The 25,031-nt window shown below is 70.6% G+C and carries 23 protein-coding genes; 2 read left to right on the forward strand and 21 right to left on the reverse strand.

The features are described 5' to 3' along the window. The 3 genes from ACYVK5_RS20685 to ACYVK5_RS20695 are packed head-to-tail and all read right to left on the reverse strand — an operon-like array spanning position 1 to position 4,348. On the reverse strand, positions 1-969 hold the full coding sequence (locus ACYVK5_RS20685; protein WP_460707871.1) for a carbohydrate ABC transporter permease: 969 nt from the start codon (positions 967-969) through the stop codon (positions 1-3). Further along, positions 962-2,266, reverse strand: coding sequence for an ABC transporter substrate-binding protein (locus tag ACYVK5_RS20690; protein WP_460707872.1), 1,305 nt, complete (start codon positions 2,264-2,266; stop codon positions 962-964). The genes ACYVK5_RS20685 and ACYVK5_RS20690 overlap by 8 nt, the downstream gene beginning before the upstream one ends. A gap of 36 nt (positions 2,267-2,302) precedes the next feature. Then, complete coding sequence (locus ACYVK5_RS20695) at positions 2,303-4,348, reverse strand: beta-galactosidase (protein WP_460707873.1); 2,046 nt, start codon at positions 4,346-4,348, stop codon at positions 2,303-2,305. 232 nt (positions 4,349-4,580) lie between these two features. Here ACYVK5_RS20695 and ACYVK5_RS20700 point away from each other — a divergent pair, with 232 nt between their 5' ends. Then, positions 4,581-5,594: a LacI family DNA-binding transcriptional regulator gene (locus tag ACYVK5_RS20700; protein WP_460707874.1), complete on the forward strand. Its 1,014-nt coding sequence runs from the start codon at positions 4,581-4,583 to the stop codon at positions 5,592-5,594. A 138-nt stretch (positions 5,595-5,732) separates the two neighbouring features. On the opposite strand, the gene ACYVK5_RS20705 is transcribed toward ACYVK5_RS20700, so the two are convergent. The 3 genes from ACYVK5_RS20705 to ACYVK5_RS20715 are packed head-to-tail and all read right to left on the reverse strand — an operon-like array spanning position 5,733 to position 9,347. Further along, complete coding sequence (locus tag ACYVK5_RS20705; protein ID WP_460707875.1) at positions 5,733-6,665, reverse strand: carbohydrate ABC transporter permease; 933 nt, start codon at positions 6,663-6,665, stop codon at positions 5,733-5,735. Continuing rightward, on the reverse strand, positions 6,652-7,680 hold the full coding sequence (locus ACYVK5_RS20710; protein WP_460707876.1) for an ABC transporter permease: 1,029 nt from the start codon (positions 7,678-7,680) through the stop codon (positions 6,652-6,654). Before ACYVK5_RS20710 ends, ACYVK5_RS20705 begins: the two co-directional genes overlap by 14 nt. Further along, complete coding sequence (locus ACYVK5_RS20715) at positions 7,677-9,347, reverse strand: extracellular solute-binding protein (protein ID WP_460707878.1); 1,671 nt, start codon at positions 9,345-9,347, stop codon at positions 7,677-7,679. The genes ACYVK5_RS20710 and ACYVK5_RS20715 overlap by 4 nt, the downstream gene beginning before the upstream one ends. A gap of 199 nt (positions 9,348-9,546) precedes the next feature. Between ACYVK5_RS20715 and ACYVK5_RS20720 the strand changes: the two genes are divergently transcribed. Beyond that, complete coding sequence (locus tag ACYVK5_RS20720; protein WP_460707879.1) at positions 9,547-12,048, forward strand: glycoside hydrolase family 3 C-terminal domain-containing protein; 2,502 nt, start codon at positions 9,547-9,549, stop codon at positions 12,046-12,048. Between the two features lie 97 nt (positions 12,049-12,145). Here ACYVK5_RS20720 and ACYVK5_RS20725 read toward each other — a convergent pair whose 3' ends face one another. From ACYVK5_RS20725 to ACYVK5_RS20795, 15 genes are all read right to left on the reverse strand, one after another. Beyond that, positions 12,146-12,763: a ribonuclease FAU-1 family protein gene (locus tag ACYVK5_RS20725; RefSeq protein WP_460707880.1), complete on the reverse strand. Its 618-nt coding sequence runs from the start codon at positions 12,761-12,763 to the stop codon at positions 12,146-12,148. A 103-nt stretch (positions 12,764-12,866) separates the two neighbouring features. Next, on the reverse strand, positions 12,867-14,120 hold the full coding sequence (locus ACYVK5_RS20730) for an N-acetylglucosamine-6-phosphate deacetylase (RefSeq protein WP_460707881.1): 1,254 nt from the start codon (positions 14,118-14,120) through the stop codon (positions 12,867-12,869). 119 nt (positions 14,121-14,239) lie between these two features. Continuing rightward, positions 14,240-14,935 carry an endonuclease NucS gene (gene nucS / locus ACYVK5_RS20735; protein WP_460707882.1) on the reverse strand — a complete coding sequence of 232 codons (696 nt, stop codon included), beginning with the start codon at positions 14,933-14,935 and terminating at the stop codon, positions 14,240-14,242. A gap of 34 nt (positions 14,936-14,969) precedes the next feature. Beyond that, on the reverse strand, positions 14,970-15,380 hold the full coding sequence (locus tag ACYVK5_RS20740) for a DUF2550 domain-containing protein (protein WP_460707883.1): 411 nt from the start codon (positions 15,378-15,380) through the stop codon (positions 14,970-14,972). Positions 15,381-15,391: 11 nt separating this feature from the next. Then, complete coding sequence (locus tag ACYVK5_RS20745) at positions 15,392-15,652, reverse strand: F0F1 ATP synthase subunit epsilon (RefSeq protein ID WP_460707884.1); 261 nt, start codon at positions 15,650-15,652, stop codon at positions 15,392-15,394. A 130-nt stretch (positions 15,653-15,782) separates the two neighbouring features. Then, positions 15,783-17,249, reverse strand: a complete 1,467-nt coding sequence (gene atpD / locus ACYVK5_RS20750) for a F0F1 ATP synthase subunit beta (protein ID WP_460707885.1) — start codon at positions 17,247-17,249, stop codon at positions 15,783-15,785. A 49-nt stretch (positions 17,250-17,298) separates the two neighbouring features. Beyond that, complete coding sequence (locus ACYVK5_RS20755) at positions 17,299-18,201, reverse strand: F0F1 ATP synthase subunit gamma (RefSeq protein ID WP_460707886.1); 903 nt, start codon at positions 18,199-18,201, stop codon at positions 17,299-17,301. A gap of 3 nt (positions 18,202-18,204) precedes the next feature. Next, on the reverse strand, positions 18,205-19,830 hold the full coding sequence (gene atpA, locus ACYVK5_RS20760; RefSeq protein ID WP_460707887.1) for a F0F1 ATP synthase subunit alpha: 1,626 nt from the start codon (positions 19,828-19,830) through the stop codon (positions 18,205-18,207). A gap of 57 nt (positions 19,831-19,887) precedes the next feature. After that, the gene (locus ACYVK5_RS20765; RefSeq protein WP_460707888.1) at positions 19,888-20,700 is read right to left on the reverse strand and encodes a F0F1 ATP synthase subunit delta; all 813 of its coding nucleotides are present in this window, start codon (positions 20,698-20,700) and stop codon (positions 19,888-19,890) included. Next, positions 20,700-21,305 (reverse strand): F0F1 ATP synthase subunit B, encoded by a 606-nt coding sequence (locus ACYVK5_RS20770; RefSeq protein WP_460707889.1) that lies wholly within the window; start codon positions 21,303-21,305, stop codon positions 20,700-20,702. Before ACYVK5_RS20770 ends, ACYVK5_RS20765 begins: the two co-directional genes overlap by 1 nt. After that, positions 21,305-21,541 (reverse strand): ATP synthase F0 subunit C, encoded by a 237-nt coding sequence (locus ACYVK5_RS20775; protein ID WP_192861434.1) that lies wholly within the window; start codon positions 21,539-21,541, stop codon positions 21,305-21,307. Before ACYVK5_RS20775 ends, ACYVK5_RS20770 begins: the two co-directional genes overlap by 1 nt. 142 nt (positions 21,542-21,683) lie before the next feature. Then, positions 21,684-22,490: a F0F1 ATP synthase subunit A gene (gene atpB / locus ACYVK5_RS20780; RefSeq protein ID WP_460707890.1), complete on the reverse strand. Its 807-nt coding sequence runs from the start codon at positions 22,488-22,490 to the stop codon at positions 21,684-21,686. A 201-nt stretch (positions 22,491-22,691) separates the two neighbouring features. Next, on the reverse strand, positions 22,692-23,114 hold the full coding sequence (locus tag ACYVK5_RS20785; RefSeq protein WP_460707891.1) for a hypothetical protein: 423 nt from the start codon (positions 23,112-23,114) through the stop codon (positions 22,692-22,694). After that, positions 23,107-24,360, reverse strand: coding sequence for an MraY family glycosyltransferase (locus tag ACYVK5_RS20790; RefSeq protein ID WP_460707892.1), 1,254 nt, complete (start codon positions 24,358-24,360; stop codon positions 23,107-23,109). The genes ACYVK5_RS20785 and ACYVK5_RS20790 overlap by 8 nt, the downstream gene beginning before the upstream one ends. Further along, on the reverse strand, positions 24,357-25,022 hold the full coding sequence (locus ACYVK5_RS20795; protein ID WP_460707893.1) for an L-threonylcarbamoyladenylate synthase: 666 nt from the start codon (positions 25,020-25,022) through the stop codon (positions 24,357-24,359). The genes ACYVK5_RS20790 and ACYVK5_RS20795 overlap by 4 nt, the downstream gene beginning before the upstream one ends. Between the last annotated feature and the right edge of the window lie 9 nt (positions 25,023-25,031).

Here is a 25,031-nt window from a genome sequence, read left to right on the forward strand (position 1 = left end):
TCAGATCCCCTCTCGCTCGCGTCGTTCCGCCCGGCTCTGCAGGCCGAGGATGATCACGGCGACCACGACGATCACGAGCGTGAGCACCGTGGCGATCGCGGCCCCGTACCCGACGTGGGACTTGTCGAAGAAGTTCAGGTAGGAGTAGTAGCTCGGCACCAGGGTCGAGCTCTCCGGGCCGCCGCGCGTCAGCACGTAGATGGGCGCGAACACCTTGAGGGCCGCCACCGTGCAGGTCAGGGTGACCACGAAGGTTTCGGGCTGGATCTGGGGCACGGTGATGGCCCGGAACCGGTGCCACCAGCCGGCACCGTCGAGCTCTGCGGCCTCGTAGAGCTCCGGGTCGACGCGCTGCAGCGCGGCCATGAAGATGACCACGGGGTAGCCGATCTGGATCCAGATCAGCACGAGCATCACGGACGGCAGTGCGGTGGCGGGGTCGCCGAGCCAGTTGGGCGGCGTGCCGACGCCCATGCCGCGCAGGATCTCGTTGAGCGCACCGGTCTGGGAGTTCAGGATCCAGTTCCACAGCACGCCGGCGACGGCGACGGGCAGGATCTGCGGCAGGTAGTAGGTGGCCCGCAGCACCGACGAGACCCGCTCGCCGAAGCGTCGGCCGAGGTAGTCGAACAGCACCGCCGCGAGCAGCAGCCCGAGGAGGGTGGGCACGAGCACCATCGCGACGATCATGGCCACGGAGTTGCCGAAGGAGGTCCAGAACTGGTCGTCGCCCATCAGGTCGACGTAGTTGCCCAGCCCGTTCCAGCGCAGCGGCGCCATACCACCGCGCCAGCGGAACAGGCTGAAGTACACGTTCGTGAGCAGCGGGTAGCCGATCACCACGGCGAACGCGACCGCGCCGGGCAGCAGGTAGGGCAGGTAGCCCACCCAGGCCGCCCGGGCGCGGCGCGGTGCTCGCGGGCGCCGCTGGGCCCGCGAGCGCCGTGCCGTCAGGGTCGTGTCAGCCATCGAGCAGGTCGGCCTTGCCCTCGTCGTACGCGTTCTGCAGCCCGTCCAGCACCTCGCTCGGGGTCTTGGACCGGTTGACCAGGGACTGCAACTGGCTGACGATCACGTCGTAGTAGCCGGGCACGGGCCAGTCGGGGTAGTACGCGAGGCCGTCGTCGTCCAGGATCGCCTGGAAGTTCTCGGTGAGCTCGCGGGTGCGCTCGTCGTCGATGACGGACGCGTCGCCCGCCACGGGCAGGCCGCCTTCGGTGGCCAGCACGTTCTGGACCTCGGGGCGGAGCGTGATGTCGATGAACTCCTCGGCCAGGCTCGGGGAGTCCGCGTTCGCCGGGACGACCCAGAGGTTGCCGGACGACCCCGCGTGCAGGTCGCTGCCGGGGAAGTTGAACTGGCCCCAGTCCGCCTGGACCTCGGCCGCGAGGCGGCCGAACCACCAGGAGCCGCTGACCATGATCGGGTAGGTGCCGTCGATGAACGAGACGCCCATGTCCTCGGCGGTGAGCGCCGCGGAGTCGGACGCGATGTAGCCCTTGTCGATCCACTCGTCCAGCTTTTCGGTGGCCTGCGTCATCGCGTCGCCGTGGAAATCGACGTCGTTCGCGAAGAGCTGGTAGTCGTCCACCAGGTCCCGGTCGCCGTAGGCGAGCACGAGCTCGTACCAGAGCTGGCCCAGCGGGTACTCGGCCCCGGCCTCGGCGAGCGGCGTGATGCCCTCCTTCTCGAAGGCGGCCAGCACGTCCTCGAACTCCTCGAGGGTGGTCGGCTCCTCGAGGCCGTGCTCGGCGAACATCTCCTTGTTGTAGTAGACGCCGACGAACTCGCCGTAGTTCGGCACCCCGTACCACTCGCCGGAGCCCATGAGCCCCTGCTCGTCGTACCTGGCGGTGGTCGCCAGCGAGCCGGTCAGCGTCTCGTCCCATCCGCGCTCGGCGGCCTGGTCGGTGAGCGGGGCAAGGAGGCCCTGGGCCGCGAGCTGGCCCGCGGTCGCGTTGCCCTTGTTGAACTCCATGACGTCGGGCACGTCGTCGCCGGTGAGGACGATCTTGGCGTTCTTCTGGATCTGCTCGAACGTCTGCTTCTCGACGTCGACGGTGACGTCCGGGTTCTCCTCCTCGAAGATCCGGATGGCCTCGGCCCACGCCTGGCCCATCGCCGAGTCGTCGTTCTCGTAGTGCCAGATGGTCAGCGTGCTGTCGTCCGTGTCGCCGCCGCCTCCGGTCTGGCCGGTGCAGCCGGCCAGCACCAGGGCACCCGCCAGGGCGGTCCCCACCAGGGTCGTCGTTCGCTTGTGGTGCATGGAATTTCTCCTTGTTTCGCAGAGCCCGGGGAGGGCTCAGTGCCCGACGTCGGCCGGCAGCAGCGCCACCGCGTCGGTCGGTTCCAGGGCCAGCTCGCCCGACACGGGCGTGTCGGTGAGCAGGTCGGTCCAGGTCCCCGGTACGTCGAGGCGCACCGGTTCGCCGGAGTGGTTGAGCAGGAACAGGACGTCGCCGCGGCGCACGGCCTCGACCTCGTCGCCGGGGGCGCGGTCCGCGTTGATGTCGGCCAGGCCGGGCAGCACGGGACGGACGCCCGCCTCCTCGACGGCCGCGCGCAGGACGGCGGCGAGCGTGTCGTCGTCGGGCACGGTGCCGAGGTACCAGGCGGTGCCGGGGCGGGGCGCGCCCGCGGCCGGCAGCGTGTGCCGCGTGACGGCGGGGCCGCCCGCGAGATGGCCGGAGGCGAACGTGGCGAGCACGTCGGCGCCGTCGGCGCGGAGGCGTTCGCCCAGGACGGTGGCGTTGCCCGAGGGCTCCAGGGCCACGCCGTCGTCCGGCAGCGGTGTCCACTCCTCGCCGCTCACGCCGAGCAGGTCGGCGAGGAGCGCGGGGAAGCGGTCCGGAAGTATCTGGGCGTTCGCGTCGGCGACTCCGCTGAACGGTCCGACGACGAGGTGCGCGCCGCGTTCCACCGCTTCGGTCAGGCGGGCGGCGGCGGCCGGCTCCAGGAGGTAGAGGTTGGGGGCCAGCACGACGTCGTACCCGGTCACGTCGGTCCCGGGGCTGACGATGTCGGCCGCGACGCCGTCGGTCCACAGGACGCGGTGCCACGCGCGGAGTTGCTCGACGGGGTCGAGGCGGTCAGTCGGCCGGGCCGCCTCCGTGGCGGCCCACCAGGACGGCCAGTCCCAGAGCAGCGCCACCCGGGAGGGGACTCGCCCGCCCGTGACGGGCCGCAGGCGCGCGAGGTCGGCGCCGAGCCGGCGGATCCCTTGGTGGACCAAGGTGTCGGGGCCCGCATGGGGAAGCATCGCGGAGTGGAAGCGCTCGGCTCCGGCGCGCGAGGCTCGCCATTGGAAGAAGCAGATGCCGTCCGCGCCCCGGGCCACCGCCTGCAGCGACTCCAGCCGCGAGCGCGCGGGCGACTTGGGCAGGTTGTGCGGCCGCCAGCTCACCGCGCCGGCGGCCTGCTCCATGAGCATCCACGGCTCACCCCGGCGCAGCGAGCGCATGAGGTCCTGCTGCAGCGCCGACGACGACGGGGCGTGCGGGTCCGCCGGGTCCGGATAGGCGTCGTCGGCGACGACGTCGAGTTCGCCGGCCCAGGACGCGTAGTCCGCGAGCGGGAAGAACCCCATGAAGTTGGTCGTGACGGGGTGGGCGGCACCGGCGGTGCGGATCGCGTCGCGCTGCTCGCGGTAGATGTCCAGAAGGAGGTCGGACGAGTACCGGCGCCAGTCCAGCGACTGTGTCGGGTTGGGGTGGTAGGGCATGCGGCGCGGCGGCAGGATCTCGTCGAACGTGGCGTAGCGCTGCGACCAGAAGGTGGTGCCCCACGCGTCGTTGAGACCGTCGATGTCGCCGTACCGGGCGCGCAGCCAGGCGCGGAACCGCACCGCGGCCTCGTCCCCGTGGCAGACCTGGCCCAGCTCGTTGCCGACGTGCCACATCCGCACCGCCGGGTGGGTCGCGTACCGCTCGGCGAGATCGCGGGTGATGGCGAGCGCGGCGTCGCGGTACACCTGCGAGGCCGGGCTGAAGTGGTTCCGGGAGCCGGCCACGAGCCGCACCCCGTCGGCGTCCACGGGCAGGGTCTCGGGGTGGTGCACGCCCAGCCAGGCCGGTGGTGAGGCCGTGGGAGTGGCCAGGTCCACGCCGATCCCGTGCTCGTGGAGCACGTCGAGCACCTCGTCCATCCATCCGAACTCGCGTGCACCGGGCGTGGGCTCGTACATCGCCCAGCTGAAGACGCCGACTGTCACGAGGTTGACGCCGGCCCGCCGCATGAGGCGTGCGTCCTCGCGCCACACCTCGCGCGGCCACTGCTCCGGGTTGTAGTCCCCGCCGAAGCAGATGCCGCCCTTGGCCACCCGTGCGGCGAAACTCTGGGTAGTCGGCACCGTCACCCTCCCGTCCGGACAGCTGTGTCAGGTTCGTCGAAGCCTCGATCGTCGAAGCGATTCAACAACCTAGCGCCAGGCAGCTACTCGTGTCCAGTTCTCATCTGCGGCCGACTGAGCTACATTTCATCGAAGCGCTTCCCTAGCATGGGGCACACTGATCTCCGGCACGCGCCCACCGTGCCGCCTGCCACCCGCACCAGGTCTTGCGGACCGGACCGAGAGGAAGACCGTGGTAACGATCGACGACGTCGCCCAGGCGGCGGGGGTCTCGGCCTCGACCGTGTCCTACGTGCTGTCGGGCAAGCGGCCCATCTCCACGCCCACGCGTGCGCGCGTCGAGCGCGCGATCGAGAAGCTCGGCTACCGGCCGCACGCCGGGGCACGCGCCCTTGCCTCGGCCCGCACCAACGTCATCGCACTGATGGCGCCCCTGCGCGTCGGTGTGAACGTGCCGGTCATCATGCAGTTCGTCACCGGTGTGGTCACCCGCGCGCGCGATTTCGACCATGACGTGCTCCTGCTCACCCAGGACGACGTGAGCGGCCTCGACCGCGTGATCGGTGGTTCCATGGTCGACGCCCTGGTCATGATGGACATCGAGGCGGATGATCCCCGTGTGCCCGTGGTGGCCGCAGCCAAGCAGCCGACCGTGCTCATCGGTCTACCGGAGGATCCGGAGGGGCTCAGCTGCGTCGACCTCGACTTCGAAAGCGCCGGCCGGCTCGCCGTCCGGCACCTCGCGGCGACGGGACACACCGATGCCGCGCTCATCGGCTCCCCTCCGGAGGTGCTGCGGCGACACACGTCGTACGCCGACCGGCTGATGCGCGGGCTGCGGAGCCAGGCCAAGGCCTCCGACGTGACCGTCACGGTGGAGGCGTGCGACTCCTCGCCGTCGGGAGCCGCGTCCGCCGTGGACACCCTGCTGGCGACCGCGCCCGACACCTCGGGAATCATCGTGCACAATGAGGGCGCGCTCCCCCACGTGCTGTCCCGCCTCGCCGATCGCGGTATCACCGTCGGTGCCGACCTCTCCGTGATCGCCGTGTGCCCCACGGACGTGGCTCTCTCCCAGCGCATTCCCATGACCAGCATCGACCTGCCTGCCGAGGACATCGGCAGGGTGGCCGTCGACATGGTGATGGCCCGGCTCGGGGGTGAGCAGCCGTCCGAGACACGGCTGCTCGCCCCCGTGCTCACCGAGCGGGAGAGTTCGGCACCCGGCCCCGCCGCCGACGTCTGACGGCGAGCCACGGCGCGCTCCACCCGCCGCCGTGAGACGCGTCCGAGCGTTCACGACGGAACGTCCGAACATCCCGGCCCGGAGGCAGACGGACGGCATGCGCACCTCCCGGCGTCCCGCCCGGCCACACATCGCCGTCTACCCCTTGATCGCGCCCAGGATCACCCCCTTCGTGAAGTGCCGCTGCACGAACGGGTACACGATCAGCACCGGGATCACGGCCAGCACCAGTACGGCCATCTTCACGGGCAGGCCCGTCACGGCGCCGTCGTCGACGTCGATCTGACCGGTCCCGCTGCCGGGCAGCGTCACGCCCTGCAGCACGTAGGAGCGCAGCACGAGCTGCAGCGGCCACTTGGCGTTGTCGTTGATGTACAGCATCGCGTTGAAGAACGCGTTCCAGTACGCCACCCCGTAGAACAGGGCGATGACGGCGACCGCCGCCTTCGACATCGGCAGCACGATCTTCCCCAGGACCAGCCAGTCGCTCGCCCCGTCGACGCGCGCGGCGTCGAGGATCTCGCGGTCGATCCCCATGAAGAACGCCCGCAGGATCAGCACGTTGAACGCCGAGACCGCCGTCGGCAGGATCAGCGACCACAACGAGTCGATCAATCCGAGACCGCTCACCAGCAGATACGTAGGGATCATCCCGGCGCCGAAGAACATCGTGATGAGGAAGACGAACAGGATCTGCCGGTGCCACAGCGACCCCGGCCGGCTCATCCCGTAGGCCGCGAGGATCGAGACCGCGGTCGACAGCACCGTGCCGACCGTCGTCACCCCGATGGACACCATCGTCGCCTGCGTCACGATCCCCCCGGACAGGATCTGCTCGTACGCGGCCAGGGACAGCGTCCCGGGCACGGTCACGAGCCCGCCGGACCGCGTGACGTCGGCCTGTGACGACAAGCTCGTCAGCACGATCGTGTACAGCGGGAACAGCACGGCCGCGACGACGGCCAGCAGCACCAGAGCCTTGACCACGAGCCCCGCCGGGTTCGGGCCCTCCTCCCAGACGGGCCGGTTCTTGCCCCGCAGGATCTTCCGGTACGAACTAGCGCTCAGCACGCTGATACACCCCCGATTCCCCGAAAACATGCGCCACCCGGTTCGCGGCCAGCACCAGCACCAGCGACACGATGCCCTTGACCAGACCGGCCGCCGCCGCGAACGCCCAGTCGCCGTTGACGACGCCCTGGTAGTAGACGAAGGTGTCGAGCACCTCCGACACGCCCACGCCCACCGCGTTGCGCTGCAGGATGAGCTGTTCGAAGCCCACCGTGAGCGAGTCGCCCAGCCGCAGGATGAGCAGCAGCACGATCACCGGTCGCAGTGCGGGCAGCGTGACATGCCACATGCGCCGCCACCGTCCGGCGCCGTCGACCACCGCCGCCTCGTACAGGTTCGGGTTCACCGTGCTGAGGGCCGCGAGGAAGATGATGATCCCCCACCCGGCGTCCTTCCAGACCGCCTGGGCGGTGATCAGCAGATAGAAGGTGTCGGGATTCGTCATGAGGTCGAACCCGGTGAGCCCCGCCTCCCGCAGCTGTCCGGCCACGAACCCCGCGCCGCCGAAGATCTGCTGGAAGATCGTCACGACGATCACCCAGGAGAAGAAGTGCGGCAGGTACACGATCGACTGGATCGTGGTCCGCACGGCCGGCGACAGCACGCTGTGCAGCAGCAGGGCCAGCACGATCGGGACCGGGAAGAACAGCACGATCTGGAACGCCGAGATGATCAGCGTGTTGGCGACCGCGTCGAGGAACAACGGGTTGGTGAACACCCGCTCGAAGTTCCACCAGCCCACGAACGGGCTGTTCAGGAACCCCGTGTAGGGCGAGTAGTCCTGCCACGCGATGATGTTGCCGAGCATCGGCACGTACGCGAACACCGCGAGCAGGCCCACCGCCGGCAGCACCATCAGCAGCAGCGCCCCGTCGCGGCGCAGCCGCGTGCGGAGGGTGAGCTTCCGGCGCTTTCCCGGGGCCGACGACGGCGGGGCGGGTGGCCTGCGCGATCCGCGCCCGCCGTCCGCCGTCGTCCCCGGAGGTCCCTCGCGGGACTCCACGTGCACGCTCATTGCTCGTCCAGGATGTCCTGGTAGAACGCGCGCAGTTCCTCACCGCCGGACGACCGCCAGGTCTCGATGGCCTCGTCGAGGTCGGCGAGGGTCTTGCGGCCGCGCGCGATGTCCTTCTCCAGGTCCTCGAACGGCGTCTTCAGCGACGCGTACTGCTGCGGCTCGGAGATCTGTGTGCCGAAGAACAAGGGCTCCTCGACGTACTGCGCCGCGTCGGCCATCCACGTGCAGTAGTCCTCGACGTAGCCCGGGTACTGCACCTTGGTGTTCACCACGGGCGGGTCCACGAGGAAGATGTACGACTGCGCCACCTCGGTGGCGGCGGCCTCGGTGGCCACCGGGAGGCCGTTCTCGTCCAGGGTGTAGTGGTCGCCCTCGACGCCGTAGTTGATGAGCTGGTACTCCGCGGTACCGAACGGCGAGGCGAGGAAGTCGGCAGCGGCGAGCAGCTCCTCGATCTCGGCCTTGTTCTCGCGCTTCTTGAGGAAGGAGAAGATGCTCGCCGGTGAGCCCTTCCACAGCCGCGGGGTGCCGCCGTCGTGCGCGATCGGGGCGAACGGCTGCGGGTCGAAGTCCGGGTTGCTGGGGAGCACCCGGCCCAGCGACTCGTGCCAGCCGCCGACGCCGTCCGTGCTGATCACGATCTGGCCGGACTCGAACAGGGGCTTGATCTGCTCGGGCTTGTCGGCCACGGCGTCGGGATGCACCGCGCCCGACTTGTACAACCGCGTCTGCCAGTCCAGCGCCGCGCGGTACTCCTCGGACTCCATCCGGCTGATCAGCGAGCCGTCGTCGGCGAGCTTCCAGTTGTCCGTCGGCGGCACCGCGAACATCATGTTCGCCGCGATCCACTGGTCGGCCGAGCCCCAGCGGTTCTTGTCCGGGTCCGTCAGTTCCTTGGCGAGCTCGATGAACTCGTCGGCGTCCCTGGGCTGCTCGGTGATACCGAGCTCGGCGAAGATGTCGGCCCGGTGGAAGGTCGCGTTGGCGATCAGCCCGCCGGGGAAGGGCAGGCCGTAGAGCTTGTCGTTGAAGACGGAGTACCGCCAGGCGTCCGTGGGGAGGTTCGCCAGGTTCTTGTACTTCGTGATGTTGTCGCCGGACAGGTACGGCGTGAGGTCCTCGAACAGCGCGTCGACGGCCTGGCTGAACCGCGGGGGGACGTTCCAGGTCGGAATGCAGACCCAGTCGGGCACGTCCCTCTCCGAGGCGAGAACGGCGGCGAGCTTGTCGCCGTAGGTGTTGCCGTCCGAGATCTGGAAGTCGATGGTGGTGCCCATCGCCGCGCTGACCGCCTCGAAGTACGGGTTGCCGTCGATCTTGGGGATCGCGCTCCACAGCGGGGTCATCGCCGTGTAGGTCCCGCCTGCCCCCGGTGGCGTCTCGAACGCGGTGACGAGCTCCTGCGGGATCGAGGTGTAGCCCGCGGTCGAGCCGTTCACGCCCGGGAAGTCCGGCGTCACGTACTCGACCGGGACGTAGGTGGGCAGAACACCGGAACTCACGACACCTCCGCCCTCGGTCGGCCCTGCCGGTCCGGTCGAGCAGGCCGTGAGCAAGGACGGGACGCCAACGGCGCCCGCTCCCAACGCGACGAGGCCGAGGAAGGACCGGCGGTTCACGGGGACGACGGCGGTCGATGCCGCGGTCAGGGGGTTATGGGACATGGAATTCACTCCTTCGTGAGCGACGCACTGCACTGTGGCCGGCGCCCGACGACAGTAGCGGCAACCGTTTCCCGCTACCATGTCGTCGAAGCGCTTCAACGAGTCGTTATCGCTGACGATAGGGCAATGGGGCGTGACATATCAATGCTTGCGAGTATCCTCGCCGTTGAACCGATTCGAGTGGAAGGAACACGACGTCGTGTCTGCCTCGCCCCTGTTCCGCGACCCCCGTCCTGCCCTCCCCGACCGCGCACGCGACCTGCTGGACCGGCTCACGCCCGACGAGCGCCTCGCGCTCCTGCACCAGCACCAGCCGCCTGTCGACCGGCTCGGGATCCCTGCCTTCCACACCGGCACCGAGGCCCTGCACGGCCTGGCGTGGCTGGGCACCGCGACCGTGTTCCCCCAGCCCGTGGGCCTCGGTGCCACGTGGGATGCCGACCTGCTCCGGCGGATCGGCGACGCGGTGTCGACCGAGGTCCGGGCGAAGCACGCCGCGGACCCGGCGGTGAGCCTCAACGTCTGGGCGCCCGTGGTGAACCCGCTGCGCCATCCCGCCTGGGGACGCGGAGAGGAGGGGTACGGCGAGGAGCCGTGGCTCGTCGCGGCGCTGGCCACGTCGTACTGCGAGGGCCTGCGGGGCGACGACGAACGCGTCTGGAAGACGGTGCCGACGCTGAAGCACTTCCTGGGCTACGGGAACGAGACGGACCGCACGGCGACGTCGTCGAACCTCGATCCGCGCAGCCTGCACGAGTACGAGCTGCCCTGCTACCTCGGGCCGCTCGAGGCAGGTGCGGCCGGGGCCGTGATGCCGTCGTACAACCGCGTCAACGGGGTGCCCGCGCACGTCTGTGCGGGCCTGATCGCGCGGCTGCGGGAGGCGGCGCCGGGGTCGCTCGCCGTCGTGTCCGATGCCGGCGCCCCGACCTTCCTCGTGACCGTGCAGCGCGCGTTCCCGGACCATCCCGCGGGGCACGCCGCGATGGTGCGGGCCGGGGTGGACTCCTTCACCGACAACGACCGGGATACCTCCGTGACGCTGGGGCGGCTGCGCACCGCCCTGGAGACCGGCCTGCTGACGCGGGACGACGTCGACGCCGCCGCGCTGCGGCTCCTCGAGATGCGGATCCGGACCGGTGAGCTGGACGATCCGGAACTCCCCGGCGCCGACCCGTACCGGGTGATCGGGCCCGAGGCGATCGATCTGCCGGAGCACCGGGCACTCGCCCGCGAGGGAGCGGCGAAGTCCGTGGTGGTGCTGCGCAACGACGGGCTGCTCCCCCTGAGCTCGCCCGCGTCCGAGGCCGCGCGCGACGGAGCGGCACCCGGCAGGTCCGAGGACCCGGAGGCCTCCCCGCGGATCGCCGTCGTCGGCCCGCACGCCGATCAGGTCCTCACGGACTGGTACTCCGGGACGCCGCCGTACGCGGTCACGCTCGCCGAGGCCGTCCGGGAGCGCTGGCCTGGCACCCGGGTCGACGTGGTCACCGGCGCCGACCGCGTGGCCCTGCGGGCACTCGGCCCGGAGGCGTGGATCTCCGTGGACGACGACGGGACAGTGACCGCCCGGGCCTCCGAGGCGACGTTCGACACCTGGTTCGACGTGACCGGCTGGGGTGACGGCCTGCTCACGCTGCGGTCCGTGGCGTCAGGCAGGCTGCTGACGGCCGCCGGCTGGGTCGTGACCGCCGACGCGGACCGGGTGGGCGGCTGGGTGGTGCAGGAGTCGTTCCGGCGGCTCGACGTCGGCGGTGCGTGGGTGCTCCAGCACGTCGGGAGCGGGCGCTGGCTGCGCGTCCAGCGCGACGTGGGCGTGGTCGTCGCCGACGCAACGCGGCCCGAGGACGCCACCCGCTTCGCGTGGCGGACCCTGTACACCGGGGCCGACGACGTCGCGCGGGCGGCGAACGGAGCGGACGCCGTGTTCGTCGCCGTCGGGAGCGACCCGCACCTGCTGGGGCGCGAGACGGAGGACCGCCCGTCGCTGGTGCTGCCTGCGCCGATGCGGGCGCTGTGGCGGGCAGCGCGGGACACGAACGCGGCATCGGTGCTGGTGGTGGTCTCGTCGTACCCCTACGTGCTGGACGAGGCGTACGACGACGCGCGGGCCGTGGTGTGGACGTGCCACGCCGGCCAGGAGCTCGGGCACGGGCTGGTGGACGTGCTGTCCGGGGACACCGAACCGTACGGGCGGCTGGCGCAGACCTGGCCCGCGACGAGTGAGCAGGCGGGCGACCTGTTCGACTACGACGTGCGGGCCCAGGGGCAGACGTACCGATGGCAGGAGGGCGAGCCGGCGTTCTGGCTGGGGCACGGCCTGGGGTACGCGGACGTCGCGTACGTGGCGTTCGACGTCTCCGGCCCCCAGGGGCTCGGCGCCGGGGAGCCGCGGTCGGCGACAGTCACCGTACGCAACGACTCCGACCGGGCGGCCGAGGAACTGGTCCAGGTGTACTCGCTGGGCCTGCCCGAGGCGCCGATCGAGACCCCGCGCCGGATGCTGCTGGGCCATGCGCGGGTACGGCTCTCCCCGGGCGAGACCCGCGACGTCGTCGTCCCGCTGCACCTGGACCGGCTCGCGGTCTGGGACGAGACAGCGGACGAGCTCCGGATCCAGCTGGGAACCTACGACGTGGCGGCCGGCCCGTCGGCGGGCGCGCCGCTGCTGCGCGACACGTTCAAGGTTCCGCCGAGCTGAGCGTGGCCGGGCCATGAGCCTGCTTGCGTCACAGGGGTCCGGAACGCAAGCAGGCTCATGGCTCGTCGGCGTCCGGCGCCAGGCAGGCGGACCGGGGTCAGCGCGCCTCGAACGGGACCGTGGTCCAGTCCGAGGGGAGGGCGCGCGGGCGCCACGCCGGGTCCGGGGTCCAGTCCGCCCAGGACTTGTCCCACCAGTGGTCGCCCGCGTCCAGCAGGCCGGCGATGCGATCCGCCTCGGCCCGGATCCCGGCCATCCGGCCGGGGTAGCGCGCGGGCCCCGTCGCCTCGAACTCCTCGACGTCCTTGAACTCGTAGGTCTCCGCGTCCGCCGCCCACCACACGTCGAGCTCGTGGTCCAGCGTGTCGAACCCGATCGGCGTGCGCCGCGGGGCGTCCTCCAGGTTGAAGTACCAGCCCTGGAACTCGCGCTCGTCGCCCGCCCAGAACAGGAAGATCGAGTGCTCGACGCCCGTCCAGTGCAGTTCGAGACGGCCGTGTCCCCGCCAGTGCGTGGCGCCGCCGAGCAGCCACGGATGCCGGCCGACGGGAAACGTCCCCGATTCCGGATACCCGAAGGGTGAGCCGCCCGGCGTGTAGGTCACGAGCAGGTCGCCGTCGTCGTGCACGCAGACCTGCGGAATCGCGATCCACGGCTCGCCGCGCATGATCTCGCGGCGTACCACGGTGGCGCCCGGCTCGAAGCGTGTCGTCATGGCCCGCACCGTAACAGCGGCGTGTTACCGCGAGGTGGCACGCGCGTGGCGGCGCCCGCGAGGCCGCGCCCGCCAGGGGCAGGCACGCCGCCGCCCGCGAGCGTTACCGCTCGACCTCGGCGCCGCCGCGCAGGACTCGTCGTGGCCGCAGTCCCTCGTCCGCCACGAGCACGTCCGCGCGTCTCCCGCGGGCGAGCGTGCCGAGTTCCCGGTCCAGCCCGAGCACCCGGGCCGGCACCGCCGACGCGGACCGCACTGCGTCCAGGAGCGGGACTCCCGCAGCGACGGTGTGGCGCACGACGTCGATCAGGTGAGCCGTACCGCCGGCGATCGCACCGCCGGCGGGGTCGTCGGGGTCGCTGAGGCGGGCGACGCCGTCACGCACCGTGACCGACATCGGGCCCAGGTCGTAGGAACCGTCCGCCATCCCGGCGGCCGCCATCGCGTCCGTGACGAGGGCCACCTGGTCCGCGCCCACCGTCCCGAACACCGTGCGCACCGTGGCCGGATCGAGATGGACGCCGTCCGCGATGAGCTCGACGACGAGGTCGCCGCGCGCCGCCGCCGCGAAGCAGGCCGCCACGGGGCCCGGAGCCCGGTGGTGCAGCGGGCGCATGCCGTTGAAGAGGTGCGTGGCCGTCATCTCGCGGTGCCCGAGCGTCCCCGCGACCTCCGCGGCCAGGCGCAGACCCGCGGCGACCTGGGAGATCAGCGTCTCCGCCGCTTCCGTCGTGCCGTCCGTGTGGCCGAGCGACGGGATGGCCCCCATCTCGATGAGGGCCGTCGCGGCGCCGCCCGGGCCCGCGACGCCCGGGATCTCCGGCGCCACCGTCATCGTCGCCAGGTGCCCCCGCGCGGCCTTCGCCAGGTCCCGCACCAGCGCGGCGTCGCCGTCGCGCAGGTCCGCGGGGTTGTGCGCGCCGCGACGTTCGTACGAGAGGAACGGCCCTTCGGCATGGATCCCCGCGATCTCCCCGGCATCGGCGAGATCCGCGAGCATCGCCGCCCGTGCCGCGAGGGTGTCCGGGTCGGCCGTGACGAGGGAGGCCAGCATCGTCGTCGTACCGTGCCGCCGGTGTTCGAGGACGGCGTGCAGCGCCTCGGCGGCGCTGGTCGCGTCAGGGAATCCGACGCCTCCCCCGCCGTGGTTGTGCAGGTCGACGAGCCCCGGCAGCAGGTAGTCGTACGACGGCGGTACCTGGCCGAGCTGCGCGTCGAGGCCGGCCTCGCGGGCTTCGGCGGCCGATCCGACGAACGCCAGCCGATCTCCCCGGGTGACCACGACGCCGTCGTCGATCATCGCCTCGGGCAGGAGCACTCGCCCTCGCAGGACGACCATGGAAGTCTTCTCCGGCATGCCCCCATCCTGCCGTACGAGCCGGTGGACCATGCCGCCCTTTGCGCTCGTCCCGCGCTGGAGCGGCGGGAACGGCACGGGGGCGCAAGGAACCGCACGGCGCGGTCGGGGGCGCTCGCTCAGAACAGGCGGGAGTCCGGGTCGTCGACGCCCCGCATGGCGTCGTAGTCCAGCGTCAGGCAGGTGATGCCGCGATCCGTGGCGAGCACGCGCGCCTGCGGCTTGATCTCCTGGGCGGCGAAGATACCGCGGACCGGCGAGAGCAGCGGGTCGCGGTTCAGGAGTTCCAGGTAGCGCGTGAGCTGCTCGACGCCGTCGATCTCACCGCGGCGCTTGATCTCGACCGCCACGGTGGCTCCCGCGGGATCGCGGGCCAGGATGTCGACCGGGCCGATCGCCGTCATGTACTCACGCCGGATCAGGGTGCTGCCGTCGCCGAGCAGGCCGATCTGCTCCGCGAGCAGCTCCTGGAGATGCGCCTCGACGCCGTCCTTGACCAGGCCGGGATCGATACCGAGGTCGTGGGCGGAGTCGTGGTGCACGGTGTGCAGGTCGATCTCCAGGCGGTCGTCGGACTTCTTGTGCTGCACCGTCCAGACCTGCGCGACGCCGCGTTCCGCCGCGTCCGCCCCGGGAACGGCCTCCGTCATCGTGCACGGCGGGCTCATCCAGTTCAGCGGCTTGTACGAACCGCCGTCGGAGTGCAGCAGCACGCTCCCGTCGGCCTTGACCACGATCAGCCGTGTCGCGAGAGGCAGGTGAGCGGTGAGTCGCCCGGTGTAGCGGGCGGAACAGTCGGCGACGACGAGACGCAAGGATTCTCCTTAGAGGTCGAGGGTGCGCACCCTCTTACAGGACCAGGTCGCGGCGACCTGGCGGGGCGGCCTCGAGCCACGAGGCAAACCCGAAGTAGTCACCCGAGTCCAGGTCCAGCTCGAAGTCCAGGCCGTCGTAGCGGCACCGGACGAGGTAGTGCTCGGGGCCGTCGTCGTCGAACTCCTCCCGGCCGACCAGCTCGAGCCGTTCGCGGTGCCAGGTGCGGGCCGGCCGGGGCGAGAGCGACCAGCAGCGCCACCACTCGATACGGCCGACCGCGTACTGCGCGATCCCGGCGGTCCAGGAGTCCTGCCCGGTCGCGCGCGCGTTGCAGGAGAAGGAACCGACCCGGCGCGACAAGGTGTGCAGGCGAGAAGCGCCCACGCCGAGGACCAGTGCGATCGCGGCAACGATCGCCAGCGCGATCCAGACGACGCCTGGCACGGCCGCCTCCCTCAGACCTGCTCGATCTCGTCGACGACGATCGTGACCAGGTTCTCGTCGACGGAGACGAACCCGCCGTCGACCTGGGCCTCCACCGCCACGCCGTCGTCCGTGCGTACGGTGACCCTACCGGGCCGCAGCACGGCGAGCAGCGGCTGGTGGCCCGCCAGGATGCCGACCTCGCCCTCCGCCGACGGCGCGACGACCATCCTGGCCGTGCCGGACCAGACCTTGCGGTCCGTGGCCACGAGGTCCACGTTCAGCTCAGCCACTCAGGGCCTCCCTCTCGATTAGTACGGGCGGGGCGCCGCCGGGCCGGTGTCCCGGCCGGCGGCGTCCCCGGTGACGGATCTGGAGCCGCCACACTCCAACTGGGGAAAGATCCAGCAGGAGTACGGTGCCTCAGGCGCCGTACTCCTTCTGGATCCTGGCCCACTCGCGCTCGAGGTCCTCGAGGCCACCGATGTTGTAGAACGCCTGCTCCGCGATGTGGTCGAACTCGCCGGCCGCGATCTTCTTGAACGCCTCGATGGTCTCGCTCAGCGGCACGGTCGAGCCGACCACACCGGTGAACTTCTCGGCCATGTAGGTGTTCTGCGAGAGGAACTGCTGGATCCGGCGTGCACGCGCGACCAGCGTCTTGTCCTCCTCGGAGAGCTCGTCCACACCGAGGATCGCGATGATGTCCTGCAGCTCCTTGTTGCGCTGCAGGATCGACTTCACCTCGGTGGCCACGTCGTAGTGCTCCTGGCCCACGTACCGCGGGTCGAGGATGCGGGAGGTCGACGCCAGCGGGTCGATCGCCGGGTACAGACCCTTCGACGCGATCTCACGGGAGAGCTCGGTCGTCGCGTCCAGGTGGGCGAACGTGGTGGCCGGGGCCGGGTCGGTGTAGTCGTCCGCGGGCACGTAGATGGCCTGCAGCGACGTGATGGAGTGACCACGCGTCGAGGTGATGCGCTCCTGGAGGAGGCCCATCTCGTCGGCGAGGTTCGGCTGGTAGCCCACGGCGGACGGCATACGGCCGAGCAGCGTGGAGACCTCGGAACCCGCCTGCGTGAAGCGGAAGATGTTGTCGATGAACAGCAGCACGTCCTGCTTCTGCACGTCGCGGAAGTACTCCGCCATCGTCAGCGCCGACAGCGCCACCCGCAGACGCGTGCCCGGCGGCTCGTCCATCTGGCCGAACACCAGGGCCGTCTTGTCGAAGACACCGGCCTCGTCCATCTCGTGGATGAGGTCGTTGCCCTCACGGGTGCGCTCGCCGACGCCGGCGAACACGGACACACCGCCGTGGTCCTGCGCCACGCGCTGGATCATCTCCTGGATGAGGACCGTCTTGCCTACGCCCGCACCGCCGAAGAGACCGATCTTCCCGCCCTGCACGTACGGGGTGAGCAGGTCGATCGACTTGATGCCCGTCTCGAACATCGTCGTCTTGGACTCGAGCTGGTCGAAGGGCGGAGCCGTCCGGTGGATCGGCCAGCGCTCGGTCACCTCGAACTTCTCGCCCTCGGCGAGGTTGAGCACGTCGCCGGTGACGTTGAAGACCTTGCCCTTGGTGATGTCACCGACGGGCACGCTGATCGGCGCGCCGGTGTCGGTCACGGTGGCACCGCGCACGAGGCCGTCGGTCGGCTTCAGCGCGATGGCGCGCACGAGCGAGTCACCGAGGTGCTGGGCGACCTCGAGCGTGAGCGTGAGGGAATCCTCACCCAGGTCGATCTCGGTGGTGAGCGCGTTGTAGATGTCGGGGATCGCGTCCTCGGGGAACTCGATGTCCACGACAGGGCCGGTCACACGGGAGACCCGGCCGGTGCCGGCGCCGCTCGTGTGATCGACCGTGGCTTCCACGGTGGTGGCGGTCATTGCTTGCCTCGCTTCGGTGGGCCGGAGGGTCCTCCGGCGGGGGTCGGATTCAGGCGGATGCCAGGGCGTCAGCACCCGAGACGATCTCGCTGATCTCCTGGGTGATGTCGGCCTGTCGCGCCTGGTTCGCCAGGCGCGTGTACGTACGGATGAGGTCTTCCGCGTTGTCGGTCGCCGTGTGCATCGCACGCTGGCGCGCCGCCAGCTCGGACGCCGCGGCGTCGAGCAGGACCGCGAAGATCCGGGACCGGACGTACCGGGGCAGCAGGGCGTCGAGCACGGCGTCCGGGGACGGCTCGAAGTCGTACAGCGGCATGGCCTCGCCCTCGCCGGGGACGCTGACGCCCTCGACGATCTCGAGCGGCAGCATCCGCACGACACGCGGGCGTTGCGTCACCATGTTCACGAACTGCGTGGACACCACGTGCAGCTCGTCGACGCCACCCTCCTCGGCGGGCGCCAGGAAGGCGCCCAGGAGGCTGTCGGCGATCTCGTCCGAGACCTCCGACGTCGGGGCGTCCGAACCGTACGACCACTCGCCCGCGAGTTCACGACCACGGAACGTGTAGTAGGCGATGGCACGGCGGCCGGCCGCGTACAGCTGGACCTCCTTGCCCTCGGCCTGGAGCTGATCGATCAGGCGCTCGGTCTCACGGATGATCGACGCCGAGTACGACCCCGCCATGCCGCGGTCCGACGCGGCCACGAACACCGCGGCGCGGCCCGTGGGCTGCTTCCGCTCGGTCGTCAGCGGGTGGTCGATGCTCGCGTGCGCCGCCACGGCCGACACGGCACGCGTGACGGCGGTGGCGTAGGGAGCCGCCGCGGCGGTCCGCGCACGGGCCTTGCCGATGCGCGACGCCGCGATGAGCTCCTGCGCGCGGAACATCTTCTTCAGCGACTGTGTCGACTTGATCCGCGCCTTGTAGATGCGCTGGGAGCCTCCGGCCATGTCTCAGGCCTTCTTCGAGACGACGATCTGCTCCTGCTCGACGTCGACGGGCTCGCCGTCTCCGCCACCGACCAGGGCCGCACCGTCACTCTTGACGAAGCCCGCGCGGAACTCGTCGACACCGGACTGCAGGGCGGCCTCGGTCTCGTCGGTCCACTTGCCCGTCTCGGCGATCTTCTGCAGGACGTCGGACTTGCGCCGCAGGTGGTCCAGCATCTCCGCCTCGAAGCGCTTGATGTCCTCGATCGGGACGTCGTCCAGCTTGCCCTTCGTGCCGGCCCACACGGAGGCCACCTGGTCCTCGACCGCGTACGGCGAGTACTGGGGCTGCTTGAGCAGCTCCATGAGCGCCGCACCACGCCGCAGCTGGCCGCGGGACGCCGCGTCGAGGTCGGACGCGAACATCGCGAACGCCTCGAGCGAGCGGTACTGCGCCAGCTCCAGCTTCAGGGTTCCGGAGACCTTCTTCATGGCCTTGACCTGGGCGTCGCCGCCGACTCGGGAGACCGAGATACCGACGTCGACCGCCGGGCGCTGGTCGGCGTTGAACAGGTCGGACTGCAGGAAGATCTGGCCGTCCGTGATGGAGATGACGTTCGTCGGGATGTACGCCGAGACGTCGTTCGCCTTGGTCTCGATGATCGGCAGGCCGGTCATCGAGCCCGCGCCCAGGTCGTCGCTGAGCTTGGCACAACGCTCGAGCAGACGGGAGTGCAGGTAGAAGACGTCACCGGGGTACGCCTCGCGACCCGGCGGGCGGCGCAGCAGCAGCGACACGGCGCGGTAGGCCTCGGCCTGCTTCGACAGGTCGTCGAAGATGATCAGGACGTGCTTGCCCTGGTACATCCAGTGCTGGCCGATGGCCGAGCCGGTGTACGGGGCGAGGTACTTGAAGCCCGCCGGGTCCGACGCCGGAGCCGCGACGATCGTCGTGTACTCCAGGGCACCGGCCTCCTCGAGCGCACCACGCACGGAGGCGATGGTCGAGCCCTTCTGGCCGATGGCGACGTAGATGCAGCGGACCTGCTTCGCGGGGTCGCCCGACTCCCAGTTGGTCTTCTGGTTGATGATCGTGTCGACCGCGATCGCCGTCTTGCCGGTCTGGCGGTCACCGATGATCAGCTGACGCTGACCACGGCCGATCGGGATCATCGAGTCGATCGCCTTGATACCGGTCTGCAGCGGCTCGTGCACCGACTTGCGCTGCATGACGCCGGGCGCCTGCAGCTCCAGGGCGCGGCGGCCGTCCGTCTCGATCTCGCCGAGACCGTCGATCGGCTTGCCCAGCGGGTCAACGACGCGGCCGAGGTAGCCCTCGCCCACCGGGACCGAGAGGACCTCACCCGTGCGGCGGACCTCCTGGCCCTCCTCGATACCGGTGAACTCACCGAGGATGACCACACCGATCTCGCGGACGTCCAGGTTCAGCGCGAGGCCGAGCGTGCCGTCCTCGAAACGCAGCAGCTCGTTGGCCATCGCGCCGGGCAGACCCTCGACGCGGGCGATGCCGTCGGCGGCGAAGACGACGCGGCCCACCTCCTCGGCCGCCGCGGCGTCGGGCTCGTAGGACTTCACGAAGCTGTCCAGCGCGGCACGGATCTCGTCCGGCCGGATCGTCAGCTCAGCCATTGCTCTTCTCCTGTCGTGCCGCGGTCGGGCGCGGCGGAAGGGTTGTACTCACGTGATTCAGCCGGCCAGGCGACGCTGCGCGTCGGCCAGGCGCGACAGGACGGTGGAGTCGACGACGTCGGCGCCGACCTGGATGCGCAGGCCGCCGACGACCGCGGGGTCGACGGCGACGTTCAGCTGCACGGCGCGCCCGTAGGACCGCTCGAGGATCGTGCCGAGACGCTCCTGCTGGACCTGGGTCAGCACTGTCGCCGAGGTCACCATGGCGACGAGACGCCGACGGCGCTCCGCCGCGACCTCGCCGTACCAGGTGAGCGCCGCCACGAAGCGACGGCCACGCGGATGTGCCGTCGCCCGCTGCGCGAGCTCCTGCGTCACCGGGTCGACCTTGCCGCCCAGCAGCGCGTCGACCAGGGCACGCCGACGTGCGACGTCCGTCCTGGTGTCCGACAGCGCCTGGCGTGCCTCACGCTGCCCGACGAGCACCCGGGTCACCCGGAACAGCTCGTCCTCGACGGTCTCGAGCGCGCGGCGCGACTCGGCAGCGGCGAGCGTCGCGTCCACCGCGAGTCGCTCGATGCCGTCCACCAGGTCGGTCTCGCTGGACCAGCGCGACCGGACCATGCCGGAGAGCAGGTCGATCACGCGTCCGTCGAATCGGCCCAGGAGTCCGGCCACCAGGCCGGCCTTGTCCTCACCGGCGCGGGACGGGTCGGAGAGCGAGCGGCGCAGCGCGCCCGACTCGTCCAGCGCCTCGACGACGGCGAACAGCTGCTCGCCGAGCGTGAGGGCGTCCGCACCCGCGGCCCGCAGGATCGGCTCGAACCTCTCCTGCGCCGCCGCCAGCGATGCTCCGCTCGTTCCCCGCATCACGCCTCCTTGGAGCTTCCGGCCGGCACCGAGTTCCCGGCGGCCACAGTGCCCTCGGCCGCCTCGAGCTCGTCGAGGAAGCGGTCCACGACGCGCGACTGACGCGCGGAGTCCTCGAGCGACTCGCCGACGATCCTGGACGCGAGGTCCGTCGCCAGCGCGCCGACCTCGGACCGCAACGACACCGACGCCGCCTGGCGCTCGGCCTCGATCTGACGGTGTGCGGTCTCGGTGATCCGAGCCGCTTCCTCGCTCGCCTTGACCTTGAGGTCCTTGATGATCGCGGAGCCCTCGGCGCGAGCCTCCTCGCGCACCTGCGCGGCCTCCGTACGAGCCTCGACGAGCAGACGTTCCTGCTCCTCGAGGGCCTTGTCGGCCTGGGCCTGCGCCTCCTCGGCCTTCTTGATCCCACCCTCGATCAGTGCGGCGCGCTCGTCGAGCACCTTGTTCATCGGGGGCAGCACGTACCTGTAGAACGCGACCGCGATGATGACCAGCACCACCGCCGACCAGAGCAGGTCGTAGCCGGCGGGCAGGAACAGGTCGATACCTTCCGGTTCTTCCGTCGCCGCCACGATGTTGGCGGCGCTCGCGCGCGCCGACATCACGCGGCCGGGAAGAGGAAGCCGGCGACGAGCCCGAGCAGGGCGAGCACCTCGACGAACGCGACACCGAGGAACATGGTGGCGCGAAGCTGACCGGCCACCTCGGGCTGGCGAGCCATGCCCTCGATCGTCTTGCCGATGAGGATACCGAGACCGATACCCGGGCCGGTGGCGGCCAGGCCGTAGCCGACCGCGTTCAGGTTACCGGTGACCTCGGCGAGAGTGATGGCGTCCACTTGCGTCTTCCTTCCGTTGGGCGCCGCGACCGATCGGTCCGACGTCGCGTGGTTGCGAACGAGCGCACTGTGCGCCCATCGCCATGGGTTCGTTCAGTTGAAGAGTTCAGGTGCCGTTCGACGAGCAGGCCGGCCGAGGCCGTCAGTGCTCCTCCTCGAGCGACATGTTGATGTACACCGCGGCCAGCAGGGCGAAGATGTACGCCTGCAGGAACCCGACCAGGATCTCGAACAGCGTCACGAAGATGCCGGCGGGGAGCGTCAGCACACCGAAGGCCATCAGCCCGGTCCCCGCGGAGTCGATCAGGAAGAACTGCGTCGCCGCGAAGCAGAGCACCAGCATGATGTGACCGGCGACCATGTTGGCCACGAGCCGGACCATCAGGGAGCCGGGCCGGATGATCAGGATCTGCAGCAGCTCGATCGGCGTCAGGATGAAGTAGATCGGCCACGGGACCCCGGGCGGGAACAGGTTCGCCTTGAGGTAGCCGCCCAGGCCGTGCTTCTGGATGCCGGCGTACCAGTAGGTCACGAACACCCAGAGCGCCAGGAGCAGCGGCACCCCGATCCGCGAGGTCGCGGCGAGGTTCAGGCCGGGGATGACCCCCGTGAGGTTGAACGCGAGGATCGTGAAGAAGATCGTGGTCAGCATGGGCACGTAGCGCTTGGCGCGCTCCTTGCCCATGATCTCCTCGCCGATCTGCACCCGCACGAAGCTGAGGAGGTACTCGACGGCCGCCTGGAAGCGGCCGGGCACCACCTTCGCGCGGCGTGCGGCGACGATGAAGACCGTCAGGAGCACGATCGTCGCGACGATGCGGATGATCCAGATCCGGTCGATCTGGAAGAGGGTTTCGCCGAATGCGATGGCGGACGGGAAGAAGTCCGACAACGACGGCGTGTGGAAGCCGCCCGCGTCCTCGTGGCCTTCTGCGGCGGCAAGGATCATGGACGTCGCTAACGTGGACAGGAGGACTCCCAGGTGGTCAGAGGCCCGGCGCGCATTCACCGACTGGCGGAACGGGCGCACCGTCGGGCCTGGCCGTCATGGATTCGCGAGTAGCCTAACCCATGTTTGCCACGTTCAGAGCCTTCGAAGGCAGTCTGCAGGCCGCTTGTGACGAATTGCGCAACGGGGTGTCAGGTTGCCTCACGCATCGGTGTACGGCACCCGGCCCGTACGCACCGCGCGGTAGTCGAGGAGCGCCGAGCCGACCGCGCCGATGAGGAGCACCACGAACAGCACGACGCGGTCGTAGAAGTCCTGCCCGCGCAGCAGGACGAGTGCCACCACCAGCACGAGCATCTTGCCGAGCCAGCTGCCCATCACGACGGCGCCCATCGTCGCCGGCGGCTTGCCGATGGTCTGCGCCATCGACCACACGGTCACACCCGAGAAGAACGCCGCCAGGGCGGCCCCGAGGAGCGCGCCCCACACGCCGGCCGGCCCGGCCACGAGGAAACCGACCGCCGAGCCGACCACGGCCAGGCCCGCCACCAGCAGGCCGCCGTCGCGCAGGGCCGTGCGCAGGACGGCGCGCTCGGTACGGTGGACATCGGGGGTCTCAGACATTGGTCTCCTCGTTCTCCGCGGTGCGCCTGATGGCCACCGCCTGTGCCGCCACGACGGGCCCTGTCACAACCGCCGCGACCTGCGGCACCGAGCCGGTGCCCGGCTCCGCCGAGCGGTCCTGTCCCGCCCGCTGCAGCGCGGCGTCGTCGTCCAGGAAGCGTCCGCGGTGCCGCAACGGGCCCATCGTCACCACGACCGCGAGCAGGACCGCCGCCGCCGTGCACGACATCACGATCCGCCAGTTCCACTCCACGAGCGCGGCGGCGCCGAACGCGAACACCGCCGTCCACACGTACAGGATGAGCACCGCGCGGCGGTGCGAGTGGCCGAGCGCGAGCATCCGGTGGTGCAGGTGCAGGCGGTCGGGCGCCATCGGCGACTTCCCGGCGGCGAGCCGCCGCACCACCGCCATGGCCATGTCGGTCAGCGGGAGCATGATCACCGCGACCGGCAGGAGCAGCGGGAACAGAGCGGGGATCGCGGCGGCGCCGGTCATGACGTCGGGCTTGATGTTGCCGGTGACGGTGATCGCCGCGCCGGCCATCACGAGCCCGAGCACCATCGAGCCGGAGTCCCCCATGAAGATCCGGGACGGGAAGAAGTTGTGCGGCAGGAAGCCGACGCACACGCCCACCAGCACGGCCATCATCAGTGCGGCGAGCGACGCGTAGTTGTCGGGCGTGGCCTCGGCCGTGAGGCGGTAGGTGTACAGGAAGAAGGCCGTGCCGCCGATGGCGACGATCCCGGCGGCCAGTCCGTCCAGCCCGTCCACGAAGTTCACGGCGTTCATCGCGATCACGACCACGAGCACCGTGGCGATCAGCGACAGGCGCGACGACGGGATCGTCAGGCCCCCGGGCGTGGGGAGGGTGACGAGCTGGACCTGGTTCAGCGCCATGAAGCCGCCCGCGAGGATCTGCCCGGCGAGCTTGGTCAGCCAGTCCAGGTCCCACACGTCGTCGGCCCAGCCGAGCAGGCACACGATGAGAGCCCCGCCGACGATGCCGAAGACCTGGCGGTCCGCGAACACTCCCTCGAGGAACGGCATCCGCGACGCCAGCAGCACCGCCACGATGATCCCGAGCATGATCGCCAGGCCCCCCGCCCGCGGCGTCGGCACCGAGTGCACGTCGCGCGCGCGGACGGCCGAGATCGCCGAGGTCCGCAGTGCCACCCACCGGGCGGCGGGCGTCGTCAGGAACGTGACCGCGGCGGCCACGAGCATCAGCAGCAGGTACACCCTCACGCGTCTTCCTCCAGGCCCAGCACGGGCGCCACCTCGCGTAACGCCTCCGGCCCGACGGCCCCGGACCGTACGACGCGCAGTCGCTGGCCCGTGGCGTCGACGATGGTCGACGCCGTGCCACCGGGCGCCGCACCGCCGTCCAGGTAGACCGACACCGAGTCGCCGAGCTGCTCCTGCGCCTCGTGGACGTCGATCGCCGCGGGCCGGCCCGAGAGGTTCGCGCTCGACACCGCGAGCGGTCCCGTACGGCGCAGCAGCGCGAGCGCCACCGGGTGGTCCGGCATGCGCAGCGCCACCGTGCCGCGCGTCTCCCCCAGGTCCCACTGCAGGGACGGCTGCGCTCGCAGGATGATGGTGAAGCCGCCGGGCCAGAACGCCTCGGCGAGGTCGCGGGCGTCCTCGGGCACGTCGGTGGCGAGTCCGTCGAGCGTGGCGACGTCGCCGATCAGCACCGGCGGCGGTATCTGGCGGCCGCGGCCCTTGGCCGCGAGGAGGGCGGCGACGGCGGCGGAGTCGAAGGCGTCGGCCGCGATCCCGTAGACGGTGTCGGTGGGCATGACCACGAGGCTGCCGCGTGAGATCGCGTTGACCGCCTCGTCGATCGCCGGCCCCCAGGTCTGCGGGTCCGTGGCATCGAGCGCGGGACGTACAGGTACGGTCACGGGTCCCAG

It is taken from the genome of Myceligenerans halotolerans, assembly GCF_054782975.1.